This is a genomic window from Micrococcus sp. UYEF5 (assembly GCF_040546065.1).
GTDB lineage: Bacteria > Actinomycetota > Actinomycetes > Actinomycetales > Micrococcaceae > Micrococcus > Micrococcus luteus.
The window spans coordinates 1-13,655 of record NZ_JBEPNB010000016.1 but is presented as its reverse complement, the minus strand read 5'-3'; the positions used below and the strand labels follow the sequence as shown (position 1 = coordinate 13,655).

General features: G+C 74.0%; 11 protein-coding genes. 5 read left to right on the top strand and 6 right to left on the bottom strand.

Annotated features, from left to right (window positions below):
• Positions 1-351: 351 nt before the first annotated feature.
• Genes ABIB16_RS10880 through ABIB16_RS10870 form a run of 3 tightly spaced genes read left to right on the top strand, consistent with a single transcriptional unit; the run spans position 352 to position 3,229 of the window.
• The gene (locus ABIB16_RS10880; protein ID WP_354436282.1) at positions 352-1,266 is read left to right on the top strand and encodes a hypothetical protein; all 915 of its coding nucleotides are present in this window, start codon (positions 352-354) and stop codon (positions 1,264-1,266) included.
• A gap of 17 nt (positions 1,267-1,283) precedes the next feature.
• A complete protein-coding gene (locus tag ABIB16_RS10875; RefSeq protein ID WP_354436281.1) occupies positions 1,284-2,552 on the top strand; it encodes a hypothetical protein in 1,269 nt (422 codons plus the stop codon).
• On the top strand, positions 2,549-3,229 hold the full coding sequence (locus ABIB16_RS10870; RefSeq protein WP_217565162.1) for an ABC transporter ATP-binding protein: 681 nt from the start codon (positions 2,549-2,551) through the stop codon (positions 3,227-3,229). Before ABIB16_RS10875 ends, ABIB16_RS10870 begins: the two co-directional genes overlap by 4 nt.
• A 151-nt stretch (positions 3,230-3,380) precedes the next feature.
• Here ABIB16_RS10870 and ABIB16_RS10865 read toward each other — a convergent pair whose 3' ends face one another.
• Positions 3,381-5,279: a LysM peptidoglycan-binding domain-containing protein gene (locus tag ABIB16_RS10865; RefSeq protein WP_354436280.1), complete on the bottom strand. Its 1,899-nt coding sequence runs from the start codon at positions 5,277-5,279 to the stop codon at positions 3,381-3,383.
• A 321-nt stretch (positions 5,280-5,600) separates the two neighbouring features.
• Here ABIB16_RS10865 and ABIB16_RS10860 point away from each other — a divergent pair, with 321 nt between their 5' ends.
• Together ABIB16_RS10860 and ABIB16_RS10855 are read left to right on the top strand one after the other, a co-directional pair.
• On the top strand, positions 5,601-5,930 hold the full coding sequence (locus tag ABIB16_RS10860) for a bifunctional 3-phenylpropionate/cinnamic acid dioxygenase ferredoxin subunit (RefSeq protein ID WP_002857882.1): 330 nt from the start codon (positions 5,601-5,603) through the stop codon (positions 5,928-5,930).
• A complete protein-coding gene (locus tag ABIB16_RS10855; RefSeq protein WP_122054705.1) occupies positions 5,927-7,216 on the top strand; it encodes an NAD(P)/FAD-dependent oxidoreductase in 1,290 nt (429 codons plus the stop codon). Before ABIB16_RS10860 ends, ABIB16_RS10855 begins: the two co-directional genes overlap by 4 nt.
• A gap of 60 nt (positions 7,217-7,276) precedes the next feature.
• Here ABIB16_RS10855 and ABIB16_RS10850 read toward each other — a convergent pair whose 3' ends face one another.
• The 5 genes from ABIB16_RS10850 to hpaD all read right to left on the bottom strand — a co-directional run bounded on the left by ABIB16_RS10850 (position 7,277) and on the right by hpaD (position 13,455).
• Positions 7,277-8,773, bottom strand: coding sequence for a protein adenylyltransferase SelO (locus ABIB16_RS10850; protein ID WP_044658779.1), 1,497 nt, complete (start codon positions 8,771-8,773; stop codon positions 7,277-7,279).
• Positions 8,774-8,945: 172 nt separating this feature from the next.
• Entirely contained in the window at positions 8,946-9,896 is a 951-nt protein-coding gene (locus ABIB16_RS10845; RefSeq protein WP_060974235.1) for a hypothetical protein, read from the bottom strand.
• Between the two features lie 209 nt (positions 9,897-10,105).
• Complete coding sequence (locus ABIB16_RS10840) at positions 10,106-10,966, bottom strand: HpcH/HpaI aldolase family protein (RefSeq protein ID WP_041102612.1); 861 nt, start codon at positions 10,964-10,966, stop codon at positions 10,106-10,108.
• A gap of 142 nt (positions 10,967-11,108) precedes the next feature.
• Positions 11,109-11,894 (bottom strand): 2-keto-4-pentenoate hydratase, encoded by a 786-nt coding sequence (locus ABIB16_RS10835; protein ID WP_044658782.1) that lies wholly within the window; start codon positions 11,892-11,894, stop codon positions 11,109-11,111.
• Positions 11,895-12,288: 394 nt separating this feature from the next.
• Positions 12,289-13,455, bottom strand: coding sequence for a 3,4-dihydroxyphenylacetate 2,3-dioxygenase (gene hpaD / locus ABIB16_RS10830; protein WP_113914330.1), 1,167 nt, complete (start codon positions 13,453-13,455; stop codon positions 12,289-12,291).
• Positions 13,456-13,655: the final 200 nt, after the last annotated feature.

Here is a 13,655-nt window from a genome sequence, read left to right as displayed (position 1 = left end):
GCCCCCCCGGCCCCCCGCGCCCCGCGCGCGCGCCGCGCCGGCCCCCCCCGGGGGGGGGCGGCCCCCCCCCCGCCCCCCCCGCCCCCCCCCCCCCCCCGGCCCCCCCCCCCCCCCCCACGAGTACCCTACTCACAGGGATGTGGGAGGCGTCACAGGGGATCAGGGGATCCTCTGGGTGCCACACAGCAAGGAGGCCATCATGGCCCTGCTCAGGAAGACTGCGGCGTGGGGAGCCGCTGCGGTCGGTGCTGTGGCGCGGGTGCAGTACGGGGCCCTGTCCGAGCCCATCGGTGGGAACTGACCGTGACGGGCAGGGGACTCCGGACGCTCGGGCTGCTCGTCACCCGTGCCGTGCTGCTCGTGGCACTGTGCGGGCTGGCGCTGAGCCTCGTGGGCTCCCTGTCCGTCCACCATCGGCAGTACTTCGGAGCCGCGGAGTGCGGACCGGCCGTCTGGGATGTCGGCATCGGAGGCGGCAGCGAGGCCTGGTCCGTGGCAGAGGCCGCCACGACCGGGCGGAAACTCACCCTGATGGCGAGCGGGGCGGACCCCGGCGTGCGCCACCTGGCCGGCCCCGCGGCCCCGTGTCTTGCGGGCGTCGACGTACCGACCTTGGAATCTCTGCGGGCAGCGCGAGGGTTTCTGCTGCGCGAGGGCAGCATTCTGGCCGACCGGGCTGCTCGGAGCGGGGAACTGTCCGGTCGGCCGGTGGCCCTCACCTCCGCGGCGGACTGGCGAGGCCTCCCCGCAGACGGGGTGATCCAGCCGACCCCGGCGTTCGACAACTCCGCCTCCTACGTGGGCATCCTCGTGGGCGAGCCCGGTGATCTGGAGGGATTCCTCCAGACCCTGCGAGCGTCCGGGCTGGGAGTCGAAGCGACTCCAGCGCCCTCGGCACTGAACGCGGCCATCACGTCGCCGGTGCTCGGCGTGACCGCGACGCTGACCGGCCTCACTCTGATCAGCGTCACGGCGTTCTGGGTCCTGACTCTGCGTTCGACGGAGCGCGCCGCACTGCGAGTCCTACGCCTGCTGGGGGTGCCCCCGCTTCGGGCCGCGGTGTCGCGCGCCAGGGTGAGCGTGGTGCCGTTCCTCGGCGCTGCGGGGATCTCTGCCGCGCTGTGGCAGGGGATGGTGCTGACCGGTGCGGTCACGGAACCGTCCCCGCTCGTCGCAAGCGGCGTCATCCTGGTCGTGCTGCTGGGCGACGCCGTGCTCGTGGCGGCGACCCATGTGGTCTCTCTCTGGATGCGAGCGCCCCGGTGAGCCTCCGGAGTCTCGGCGTGGCCTGGAGCGACGGGCTGCGCGACACGCTGAGGTTCTGGCCGTTGGTGCTGGTCGCCTTCGTCCACGCGGTCGCCTCGTGCTCGCTCTTGGGACTGTCCTTCCAGCAGGCGAGCGAGGCGCAGGAGATCGATCGGCACCTGCAACGGTGGGAGCAGCTCGGTGCGGCCTCGTTGCGGGGCTACTACCTCGCGGGGCTAGGGGATCTGGAAGGGCGCGGCAACGCCCCGGGCGAACCGCAGCAGGAGCCGCCCGAGCCCGACCTCTCTGCCGGCTCCCAGACCGACTCCGTCGACGACGGTCGACGCACCGCCGCGCTGTTCGCCCTCCTGACGGACCCGCACCGGACGGCGTACACGATGGACCCCTACGGGGACCGATTCGGCGATGACCTCCCCGGCGCCCTGCTGGTGACCGAGGACTTCTTCGCCGGGTCCGGTCTCGACGAGACGCTGTCTCCGACGGGTCAGTCCCCGCATCGCGACGCCGACGGCACGGCCGCTCCCTACGCGGTGCTGGGCAGCGACTCCTCGGCGAAGGATCCGTACGCGCTCACGGCCGGGGGCGTCCTGCCACCGCCGACGCGTGTGCAGTTCCAGGACGCCATGATCCCGGTGACCGGACGGCTGGCGCCGGGCGCCACCGCTCTGGATCCGATGATGGGATCGGTTCCGCTGGACGAAGCCGTCCTGGTGGTCGTCCCGACCTCGATGCTGGCGAGCCTGTACCCGCCAGACGCGTTGGAGGGCCTCCTGCTGCGCACCATCGTCCTGGGCCAGGATGCCGTCCCGGCACTGGATGCGGCAGGACGAGCCCTCGAAACGGACGCTCTGGTGGTCACCGCCGAACCCCTGACTCCGCAGTCCTCCGCGCTGCTGCAGTCCCTGAGCGCCAGCTCCCGCACGCTGCTCGTCCTGTTCGGCGCGGCGGTGCTCGGCGCCGTCGTCTCCCTGTTCGGCGTTCTCGGCGTGCTCGCCCGGGCTCTGGCCCCCACCTGGCGGATCGCCGCGATGGTGGGCGCCGCCCGCTGGCAGGCCGCGGTGCGGATCACCGTTCCCGTGCTCTTCGCATGGGTCCTGCCGGCCGTTGTCGGTCTCACCGCGGGTGCGTCCGCCCTGCCGGGGCCGCCGTCCACCGGCCCGATGTCCGCCGCGCTCATCGCCGTCATGGCGATCGGCGCCGTCGCCACCCTGTCCTCCTGGCGCGCACTCGCGGCGACCTTCGGTCGCCGCCCCCGCCGCCACCGGCCGACCAAGGAGACCGCATGAGCCTCCTCGAAGTCCACGACGTGGACAAGACGTTCCTCTCCGGCGGGGAGGCGGTGCCCGTCCTCCGGGGGGCCTCTCTGCTGGTTCCGGCCGGTGAGATGCAAGCCGTCACCGGGCCTTCCGGGTCCGGGAAATCCACCCTGCTGCGGATCCTCGCGTGCCTGGATTCCCCGGACTCGGGTCGCGTCCTGCTGGGGGGAGAACCCCTCCCGGAGCCGTGGAGCCGGGGCGGGGACCGGTATCGGAACCAGCGGTGCGGCATCGTCCTGCAGGACTTCGCCCTCATGGAGCACGCCACCGCACTGGAGAACGTGATGCTGCCCCTGCGCTACGGCCCGGACCGGGTCCCGCGTGGGGAGCAGCGACGCCGCGCGGGGGAGGCCCTCGAGCGGGTGGGGTTGGGAATGCGCACGGGTCACCGGGCCCGCACGCTGTCCGGCGGGGAGAAGCAGCGGGTGGCCGTCGCCCGCGCTCTCATCAACGAGCCGCCGCTGGTCCTGGCGGACGAACCGACGGGGGCGCTGGATCAGGAGAGGACGCGGGACGTCGTCGACCTGCTGCGCGGAGCCGTGGGGCCTGAGCGGGCCGTGGTGGTCGTGACCCATGACCCGAGGGTGGCGGCCGCCTGCGACCGGCGCTGGCACCTCGTGGACGGGGAGCTGGCACCACAGGACTGAAGCGGCGCGCGCCGTCGTCGACTTCTCGTGGGGAGCAACGCCGGTTGACTTATCCCGGGTGCGGCGGCCTACGACCGGTGACAACTCAACCGACGACGGCGGCCCGCACCTTCACGCGCAGGTGCGGGCCGACGTCGTCCCGGCGGGGCGCTCAGGCGGTGCGCAGCACCATGCCCGGGTGGAGCATGGTCGAGACCGTCATGCCGTTGAGGCGTTGCAGGCGCTCCATGGAGACGCCCGTGCGCTGGGAGATGAGCCACCAGCCGTCGTTCGCCTGGACCACGTACGTGGCGGGCGAGGGCGCCGGGGCGGAGGCGGTCTGGCCAGTCCGCAGCACCATCCCCGGGTGCAGCACGGTGGTCGCGGTCATGCCGTTGAGGCGCTGGAGGGTCTCCATCGTCACGCCGGTGCGGTGGGCGATGATCCACCAGCCGTCGCCCTCGCGGACCGTGTACGTGCCCGGGGCAGGGGCCGGGGTCGGGGCAGGCGCGGGCGGGGAGGCCGGCGCCGTGGCGGCGGTGATGAGCACCATCCCCGGGTGCAGGACGGTCGACTCGGTCATGCCGTTGAGCTCCTGGAGGGTGGCCGCGGGCACCCCGGTGCGGCGGGCGATGATCCACCAGCCGTCGTTCGGCTGCACCGTGTACGTGCCGGCGGTCGACGGCTCGGTCGTCGGAGCCGGCGTCGGAGCCGGGGTGGCCGGTGTCGGCGGCTGGCCGGCCGCCGTCGCGATGGCCTCGGCGCGGTCCCGCAGGTCGTCGAAGCGAGCCATCAGGTGCTGCCCCGGGCACGCGGTCGCGGACGTGGCCCGGTGCGGGAAGATCGTGTCCACGGTGACGGGCGTGCCCGCGGCGTACTTCGTGCTGCCGCCCGAGGTCAGGGTGACCCGGCCGCGCGCGTCGATGCCGTCGCGGTACAGGTAGTAGGCGGTGGCGCGGGCCATCGCGTCCACGACCTCCTCGGACGGGGCGACCACGTCGTAGTCGCCCATCGTGGAAATGCCCATCGTGCCCCGGTTGAACCCGCCCGCGTGCGTGCCCAGCGGGTTCGAGTTCAGGGCGCCGCGGCGGCCCTCGTAGATGTTGCCGAAGCGGTCCGTGATCAGGTGGTACGGGAAGTCGCCCCAGCCGAGGGTCTTCGTGTAGTACGCGTAGATGCCGCGCATCTGCTCCACGGCCTGGGCGCGCGTGTAGTCGTTGGTGCCGGCCGTGTGGTGGATGGTCAGCGCGCGCACCTGGTCGAACTGCGGGGAGTCCTCCGCCCAGGACTCGTCCGCGCCCCACTGGGCGCGGGTGATGACGTCCGGGAGGATCTTCGCGCGGGCGTCCGAGGCCGTGGCCACGGTGTGGGCCTCGGCGGGTGCGGCGCCCCCGACGACGGCGCTCGACTTCACGCCCCGGGGCAGGCCGGCGGTCTCGGCGGCCTGCTCGGCGGCCACCGCCGGGTGCGCGCTCGCGACGGTCTCGTCCGTGGCGGCCGTGCCCGGGTCGATGAGGGACAGCTCGAGGCCGGCCGGGGCTGCGCCGTCGACGGTGGTCACGCGCAGCTGGGCGCCGTCCGCGCCGAACGCGACGAACGGGTCCGTGCCGGTGCGCGCGGGGGCGGCGTCCTCAGGCAGGACGGGCCGCTCCAGGACCTGCCACGGGCCCCAGGCCCCGTCCTGACGCACGCGGATCTCCACGCGCTCGACGGCGTCGTCCGCCGCGGCGTCCCACACGGCGGCGGCCACCGTGAACGGGCGGTCCACCACGGGCTCGCCGAGCACGACGCCGGCCGGAGCCTCCTCGGCCGGGACGAGGTTCTCGCCCTCCTGCGGGACGGTCGCGACGCCGGCGCCCTCGACGGGAGCGGCCGACGCGGGGGTCGTGGCCGTCCCGGCGGTCGTGGCACGGGCGGCGTCGTCGAGCGGGCGCGCGTCGGGGGCGCCCTCCGTGGTCGCGGACGGCTGCTGCGGGAGCAGGCCGCCGACGAGGACGGAGAGCGCGGCGACCGCGACGGCGGGCGCGAGCGGGCGGGGGGACGCGGCGGAACCCGGCAGGAGAATCTTCATGCGGATGCCTTCGGAAGGTGGAGTGCCCGAGGAATGACAGGCGCGGGCCGTGTCGCTTTCCCGGGTCGGTGACGTGGTGCGGGCGGGATGACGGCCGGAGAGCCGTCGTGATCGTAGCGTGATCGACCATTCCCGGGAGCATTTCTCGGAGGCTTGTCGGGTCATTTCACGCCCCGGTGATGTCCGGTTCATCCATTCACAGGTGGGCGCGGTGTGGCACCGGGGCGGAGCACAGCGAAGGGGTGTCGGGTCCGCGCCGGGAGATACGGTGACGGGAGACCACCACGGGCCGCCCGGCCCGGGAACCAGAGGAGGCAGACCATGGCGGAGCCGATCCACATCGGCGCGGCGGCGGACGTCCCGGAGGGCGAGGCGATCGTCGTCCCGGCGGCGACGGCGGGGACGAGGGACGACGTCGCGGTGTTCCACACGGACGCGGGCGAGTTCCACGCGATCGACGACACGTGCACCCACGAGGACGCCTCGCTGGCCGAGGGCTGGCTCGAGGATGACCGGGTGGAGTGCCCGCTGCACGCCGCGCAGTTCTGCCTGCGCACCGGCGAGGCGCTCTGCCTGCCCGCCACCAAGGGCGTCGGCGTGCACCGCGTCGAGGAGCGCGAGGGCCAGCTCTACCTCGTCCCCGGCGCATGAGCCACGACGTCGAGGCCCCGGCGGGCGTGCCCGGCTCGGTCGCGGTGGTGGGCGGCGGCGTCGCGGGCTTCGCCGTGGTCCGCGAGCTGCGGCGTCGCGGTTTCGCGGGCGGGATCGCACTCGTGGACCCGCAGGGCGTGCCCTATGACCGGCCGCCCCTGAGCAAGGAGTTCCTGACCGGCGACGCGGACGCGCACCGCCTGCTGCTCGCCCCGCCGGCATGGTTCGCCGAGCACGGGGTGGAGCTGGTGGAGGACGAGGCGGTCCGGGTGGTGCCGGGCGGCGTCCACCCCGACGGCGGCCCCGCGCCCCACCGGGTGGAGACGGCCTCCGGGCGGGTCCTGGACGCGGACGCGGTCGTGCTCGCCACGGGCGGGCGACCCCGGGCCCTCGACGTCGCCGGCGCCGACCACCCGGACCTGATCACCCTGCGCACCCGCGCCGACGCCGAGGCCCTGCGCGACCGCCTGACGTTCGGGGCCGAGGTGGCGGTCGTGGGCGGCGGCTTCACGGGGGCGGAGGTCGCGGCCGCGGCGCGCCGCTCGCTCGCCGCGGTGACGCTCGTGACCGGGACGGACGCCCCGGCTCGCGCGGCGGTCGGGCCGGCGCTGGCCGCCCGCCTGCACCGGATGCACGCCGAGCACGGGGTCGCTGTCGAGGTCGGCCGGGCGGCCTGGATCGAGCACCGGGACGCCGACGGCGGCGCCGCGCTGCCGGCCGCCCACCGGCTCCACCTCCACGACGGGCGGACCGTGGACGCCGACGTCGTGGTGCTGGCCGGGGGCACCGTGCCGGACACCGCGCTCGCCGAGGACGCCGGTCTGGAGGTGGCCGACGGCGTGCTCACGGACGCGATGGGCCGCACGACCGTGCCCGGGATCCTGGCCGTGGGTGACGCCGCGCGCGCCCGGGAGTCCGCGTGGGCCCCGTCCCGGCACTGGGAGCCGGCCCTGCGTTCCGGCGCGGCCGCCGCGGCGGCGATCCTGGGGGAGGAGGCGGACGCCCCGGGCGCCCCGTGGTTCTGGTCCGACCGGTACGACGCCCACGTGGAGGCCGTGGGGGACATGACGGTGCCGGCCGGTGGGCGGATCGTGGACCGCGAGGTGCGCGGGACGGTGGTGGCGAGCTTCGCCCTGGCCGCGGACGGGACCCTGCGCGGGGCCGCGTCGATCGACGACCCCATGACCGTCAAGGCCGCCCGGCGCATCATCGACCGGGGGATCGTGGTGGACGCCGCCGCGCTCGCGGACCCGGCCGTGCCGGTGAAGTCGCTGGCGCGGGGGTGAGGGCGTCCGTTTCGTCAACGAAAGCGGCCTGGAGGGCGTCCGTTTCGTCAACGAAAGTGGTCAGGTGCCGCAGTAGGTGACGAACGGGGCCCCGTCCTCCGGCCACGGCTCCGCGTACCGCTCGAACCCGGGGCGCGGGGTGAAGGGATCCGTGACGGCCTCGAGCAGCCGGTGGACGGCGGTGAGGTCCCCGTCCTCCGCGGCCGTCAGGGCCTCGTCGAGCAGGTGGTTCCGTGGGATGTAGACGGGGTTCACCGCGCGCATCCGGGCCGGATCGGGACCCATCGCCCGCCAGTCCGCGAGCCAGGCGGCGAGCCCCGCGGGGTCCGGGGCGCCGGGGACGAGTCGTGCCGCCTCGGTGCGGGCCGCGTCGTCGTCCACGGGCGCCGCCGTGTGCTCGGCCAGCCGCACCCAGAACAAGGTCCAGTCGGCCCGCGCCGCGGCCAGCCACGGGAACAGGCGGTCGGTGAGCGCGGCGACGTCGTCCTCCGCCACGGACGCCGGGAGACCGAGCTTGTCCTGCAGTCCGCCCCGCCACGCCGCGAGATGGGCGCCGTGGAACCTGCCCAGCGCCTCCTGGGCGAGTGCGACGGCGCGGTCGGGGTCGTCGTCGAGCACGGGCACGAGGGCCTCGCCGAGCCGGGCGAGGTTCCACGCCGCGATGGGCCCCTGATTCCCGTACGCGTACCGGCCCTGGGTGTCGATCGAGGAGAAGCTCGCGGCCGGGTCGAAGGCGTCGATGAACGCGCAGGGGCCGTAGTCGATGGTCTCGCCGGACAGGGTCATGTTGTCCGTGTTCATCACACCGTGCACGAAGCCGACGAGCATCCAGCGGGAGACGAGCGCGGCCTGCGCGGCGATCACCGCCTCGTAGAGCGCGAGCGCGGGGTGCTCGGCGTCGGTGGCGTGCGGGTGGTGGCGGGCGATGGCCTCGTCGACGATCCGGCGCAGCACCTCCGTGGGGTGCGCCTGCTCGGGGAGGGCCGCGGCGTACTGGGCCGTGCCGACGCGCAGGTGCGACGCGGCCGTCCGGGCCAGCACCGCACCCGGCAGCACGGTCTCGCGGCGGACCGGGTGGCCCGTGCCGACGACGGCCAGCGCCCGCGTGGTCGGCACGCCGAGGGCGTGCATCGCCTCGGAGACCACGTACTCGCGGAGCATGGGGCCGAGCACGGCCTGCCCGTCGGCGTTGCCGCGCGCGAAGGGCGTGCGACCGGAGCCCTTGAGATGCAGGTCGTGGAGCCGACCGTCCGGAGCCGTGAGCTCGCCGAGGAGGAGGGCGCGCCCGTCACCCAGGCGGGGAGAGTAGTGGCCGAACTGGTGGCCCGCGTACGCCTGCGCGACCGGCCGCGCGCCCGGGCCGGGCTGCTCGCCGGTGAGGAAGGAGACGCCGTCGTCGGTGGCGAGCCACTCGGCGTCGAGGCCGAGCTCCGCCGCGAGGCCGGCATTGAGCAGGACGAGCTGCGGGCCGTCCGTGGCCTGGGCCTGCCAGGGCAGGGCGAGCTCGGGGAAGGTGTCGGCGAAATGCGAGCTCAGGGCGGGAACGGACGTGGTCATGGGGCCACGCTACGTGGGGGAGGACGGGTGTTCACGGACCGGCTCCCACCGGGCCCGTCCTTTCGAGGCGGGAAATCGACCCCATGGGCGTGGACCAGAGCCCTATGACCTGGATTTCGCGCCTCGAAACGGGGGGCCGTGGCGGACTGCGGTGACCGTGGATCTCACCGGGTCACCCACCGAACGCGGCCGCCCGGCGCCGCACCCGCGCGACCACGTCCGCGTAGTCGTCCCGGGCATCGGCCCACATGACCTTGATCGAGAGCCAGTCGTGGTCGGCGCACCAGCGGTCGCGCAGCACGTCCCGGGCCTGCTGCTCGGCGGTGCGGTGGTGCTCGCCTTCGTATTGCAACGCGAGGCGCCACGGCCGATACCCGAGGTCGACCGTCGGAGCGTGGCGGTTTGACGGGTCCAGCCGGCACTGCACCTCGGGCTCCGGCAGCCCGGCGTCCACGAGCGCCAGCCGCAGACGCGTCTCGCGCGGCGAATCCGCCCCCACGCGCATCCTCGCCAGCGCCGCCCGGGCCAGCCCGCGCCCCCGGAAACGTCCCCGTTCGACCAGCGATCGGACGAGCTCCTCCGGGGTGTAGGCGGGAGCCCCGCGTCCGCCGCCGGGCAGCCACGGCGGGCAGAGAAGCGCGTCACCGGCGACGACGACGTCCCGCTCCGTGAGCGCCGACCGTGCCGCGCACAGGTCCCACAGCGTGCGGGCCGGCGTCGTCACAAGCACGTCGCCCCGCGTCATCCGCTGTCCTTCCAGCACCTCGATGCGGTGGGGCACCAGACCCGCCTGGACCGGCCGGCCACCCGAGGTGCCGACGCTGACGTGCACCGCACCGGGGGCCAGCAGCCGCTCGGGCACGGTCAGGCCGTGCAGGCGGGCGGCGGTCTCATGGCTGACGACGACATCGGGATGGCGCCGCTGGTACGCGCGGATCTCATCCATCGTCCACTCACGGACGGGGGCCGCCGCAGGGCCGGCCGGCCCGTAGACGCCGTGGCGCAGCCGCCGCAGGTCTGAGGACTGCAGTCGGGACCACGTCACGCCCGCCCGGCGCGCGTCGTCGACCGTGAAGGCGGCGGGGTCGATCGACGGCGGCAGCGGGGCGGGGCGACGGGACATGCGGCGAGCGTGCCCCGTCGCTCCGCGTCCCGAGACGGACGAGCGGGGGCCTGGGGACGCACGAGGGGGTCCGGTGCGGTTGTGCAGGAGGCGGTGACGTCCCCCGGGGCGCCGGCCCCGAGCCATTCGAGGCGGGAAATCCACGTCATGGGCCAGGACCGGGCGTTCTTGAGGTGGATTTCGCGCCCCGAAGTGAGGGGATGACCAGGTCAGTACGACGTGCGGGGCGCGCCCTCCCCGTCGGCCGCGGCGTCGCTCGGCTCCGGGCACCAGCGGTCGGCGAGGGCCTCGGCGGCGCGGGCCAGCAGGGCGACGTCGGCGCCCACGTTGACGTAGTCCGCACCGGCGGCGGCGTAGGCGTCGGCCTGCGCGGGCACGAACGCATTGACGCCCACGAACTTCCCGGCGGCCTTGACCTTCGCGATGACCTCCTCGACCGCGGCCACCACCTCCGGGTGCGACTGCTGGCCGAGCAGTCCCAGGGACGCGGAGAGGTCCGAGGGACCGATGAAGACGCCGTCGATCCCGTCCACCGCCGCGATCTCGTCGGCGTTGCGCACGCCCGCGGCCGTCTCGATCTGCACGATCACGGAGACGTGGTCCGCCGCGCCGGGCAGGTAGCCGGGGATCCGGTTCCAGCGGCCCGAGCGTGCCAGGGCGGAGCCCACGCCGCGCACCCCGCCCTCGGCGGAGCCGTCCGGGTAGCGGGCGGCGGCCACGGCGCTGCGGGCCATCGCGGCGTCGTCGACCATGGGCACCAACAGGGTCTGGGCGCCCAGGTCCAGGAACTGCTTGATGGCCACGGTGTCCAGCGCCGGCACGCGCACCAGGGTGGGCACGCGGTAGCCGGCGATCACGCGCAGCTGGGCGAGGACGTCCTGCAGCGTCAGCGGGGCGTGCTCGGCGTCGATGAGCAGGTAGTCGAGGCCCGCGCCGGCGCAGATCTCCGCCGTCGTCGGGTCCCCGGAGGAGAGGAACATGCCGGCGGCGGGGCGGCCCCCACGGGCGGCGACGGCCTCGGGCGTGAAGAGGTCGCGGAACAGCGGCTGCGGGTTGTGGCGGACGGGCATGGGACGTTCCTCCGGGGTTCTCCGCATCCTCCACCCGACGCGGGTTGAGTTGTCGCGGGTGGAGCGGCGTCGTACTGGTGATAGGTCAACCCGCGTTGCGGGCGGGCGGGCGCGGGCGGGCGGGGCGACGACGACGGGCGGGTCAGGCGAAGCGGCAGGTGATGGTGCCGAGCGGGCCGTAGTCGGCGTAGACGGTGTCGCCCTCGTACACCCACATCGGGCGGGTGAAGGAGCCGGCGAGCACGATCTCACCGGCTTCGAGCGCGTCTCCGTGCTCGGCGATGCGGTTGGCCAGCCAGTGCACGCCGTTGGCCGGGTGGTTCAGCACGCCCGCGGCCACGCCGGTCTCGATGATCTCCTCGTTGCGGGAGAGGATGCCGGAGACCCACCGCAGGTCGACGTCGTGCACGCCCACGGGGCGGCCGCCGATCACCAGGGAGCCCAGGGCGGCGTTGTCCGAGATGGTGTCCGTGATGGTGCGGCCGGCCATCTCGATGCGCGAGTCCAGCACCTCCAGCGCGGGCACCACGTACTCGGTGGCGCGCAGCACGTCCATCAGGTTCAGGCCGGGCCCGCGCAGCTCGTCCCGCAGCACGAACGCCAGCTCCATCTCGACGCGCGGATGGGTGTACTTCTTCCACTCGTACACGTGGCCGGACTCGAACACCTGGTCGTCGAAGATCACGCCGTAGTCCGGCTCGTCGATCCCGGTCGCGTCCTGCATGGCCTTGGAGGTCAGGCCGATCTTGTGGCCCACCTTGCGGCGGCCCGCCTCGACCTGGCGCTCGGCCCAGATGCGCTGGACGGCGTACGAGTCCTCGATCTCCATCTCCGGGTAGCGCGCGGTCAGCCGCGGCACGGGCACGCGGTCGATGCCCGCACGGTGCAGCTCGTCGGCGATCTTGACGTGGGTCTCGTGGTCCAGCACAGCGGTCTCCTTCACGACGACGGGCAGGGGCCTGGCCTTCATCGTATACGATTACGCGGCTCGGCCCCCGGCCCCGTCGCCATCCTGTCACCGCCCCGGATCAGTCCGGGGCGCGCGTCCCGATGCCCAGCCCGGGCTTGCGGCGGTGCACCGTGAGCCAGGCCAGCCCCCCGACGCCCGTCTGCGAGGCGGGACACCCCTGCTCCCCACGCTTTGAGGCGGGAAATCGAGCTCAAACTGGCCCTCCCGGCTCGAATGAGGTGGATTTTCCGCCTCGAACGGCGTGGGGCGGGGAGACGCGGAGGATGGTAGGGAGGGCGGACGCCGACGGCGGGCACCTGCGTTGGGTGCCCGCCGTCGTCGTGGTGTCCCGAAGCGGTGCCGGCCGTGCCGGTCAGAGCTGGTTGCCGAGCTTGTACTCGCCCTGCTTCCACTCCGGCATGGACTCCTCGCCCTGCCCCTCGCGGGTGTAGGAGAAGCCGTCGGCGCCGATGGTCACGGCCATCTCCGAGTCGTCGGTGCGGGAGACCAGCGGCTGCAGGTTGCCGTCGAGGTCCAGCACGCGGGAGGCATCGGTGTACCAGGACGGCACGATCGGGGTGCCCCACCAGTCGCGGCGCTGGTTGTCGTGCACGTCCCAGGTGACCACGGGGTTGTCCGGGTCACCGGTGTAGTAGTCCTGGGTGTAGACCTCCACGCGGTGGCCGTCCGGGTCGCGCAGGTAGAGGTAGAACGCGTTGGAGACGCCGTGGCGGCCCGGGCCGCGCTCGATGTGGTCGGACATGCGCAGGGCGCCGAGCTTGTCGCAGATCGCCAGGATGTTGTGCTTCTCGTGCGTGGCGAAGCACACGTGGTGCATCCGGGGGCCGTCGCCGCCGGTCATGGCGGTGTCGTGCACGGTGGGCTTGCGGCGCATCCACGCGGCGTAGACGGTGCCGTTCTCGTCCTGGATGTCCTCGGTGACGCGGAAGCCCAGGTCCTGCATGTAGCGGGCGGCGCGCGGCACATCCGGGGTCACCTGGTTGAAGTGGTCCAGGCGGACCAGGGCGCCCGGGGTGTAGAGGTCGTAGCGCCAGGCCAGGCGCTCCACGTGCTCGACGTCGTGGAAGAACTCGTAGGGGAAGCCCAGCGGGTCCTCGACGCGCACGGAGTCGCCGACGCCCTTGACGAAGCCGTCCTTCCGGCGCTCCACGCGGCAGCCCAGCTCCTCGTAGAAGGCGACCGCCTTGTCCAGGTCCTCGGGGGTGCGCACGCGGTAGGAGAACGCGGCCACGGCGGCGGTCTCGCCCTGGCGCAGCACCAGGTTGTGGTGGATGAACTCCTCCATGGAGCGCAGGTAGACGGTCTCCTCGTCCTCCTCGGTGACCACCAGGCCGAGCACGTCCACGTAGAACTCGCGGGAGGCGGCGAGGTCCGTGACCACGAGCTCCATCGAGGCGCAGCGCAGGATGTCCGGCGCCTCGGACGTCGGGGTGGGGAGGGGGTTCTCCGGGTCGATGGGGACTTCCTTGGTGACGAAGAAGCCGGAGGAGGTCTTCTGGCGGCTCTCGAGGTTGGTCATCGGTGCTCCTTGGTGAGGGGGCGGTGCGCTGTGGCCTGGGACACGGTCACGGGCTCGATCGTATACGATCCGGGCGACCGGCGGGAAGGCGGTCGAGGAACGCGGGTTGAGTTTTGGGGGGGGGGGGGGGGGGGCCCCCCCCCCCCAAAAACCCCCCCCCCGGGGGGGGGGGGGGGTTCCGGCGGCGGGCCCCCCCCGCC

Coding starts and splice junctions, on each gene's coding strand:
- ABIB16_RS10840 (WP_041102612.1), bottom strand. CDS start 10,966: ATGCCCGTCCGCCACAACCCGCAGCCGCTGTTCCGCGACCTCTTCACG.
- hpaD (WP_113914330.1), bottom strand. CDS start 13,455: ATGACCAACCTCGAGAGCCGCCAGAAGACCTCCTCCGGCTTCTTCGTC.
- ABIB16_RS10865 (WP_354436280.1), bottom strand. CDS start 5,279: ATGAAGATTCTCCTGCCGGGTTCCGCCGCGTCCCCCCGCCCGCTCGCG.
- ABIB16_RS10855 (WP_122054705.1), top strand. CDS start 5,927: ATGAGCCACGACGTCGAGGCCCCGGCGGGCGTGCCCGGCTCGGTCGCG.
- ABIB16_RS10870 (WP_217565162.1), top strand. CDS start 2,549: ATGAGCCTCCTCGAAGTCCACGACGTGGACAAGACGTTCCTCTCCGGC.
- ABIB16_RS10850 (WP_044658779.1), bottom strand. CDS start 8,773: ATGACCACGTCCGTTCCCGCCCTGAGCTCGCATTTCGCCGACACCTTC.
- ABIB16_RS10845 (WP_060974235.1), bottom strand. CDS start 9,896: ATGTCCCGTCGCCCCGCCCCGCTGCCGCCGTCGATCGACCCCGCCGCC.
- ABIB16_RS10860 (WP_002857882.1), top strand. CDS start 5,601: ATGGCGGAGCCGATCCACATCGGCGCGGCGGCGGACGTCCCGGAGGGC.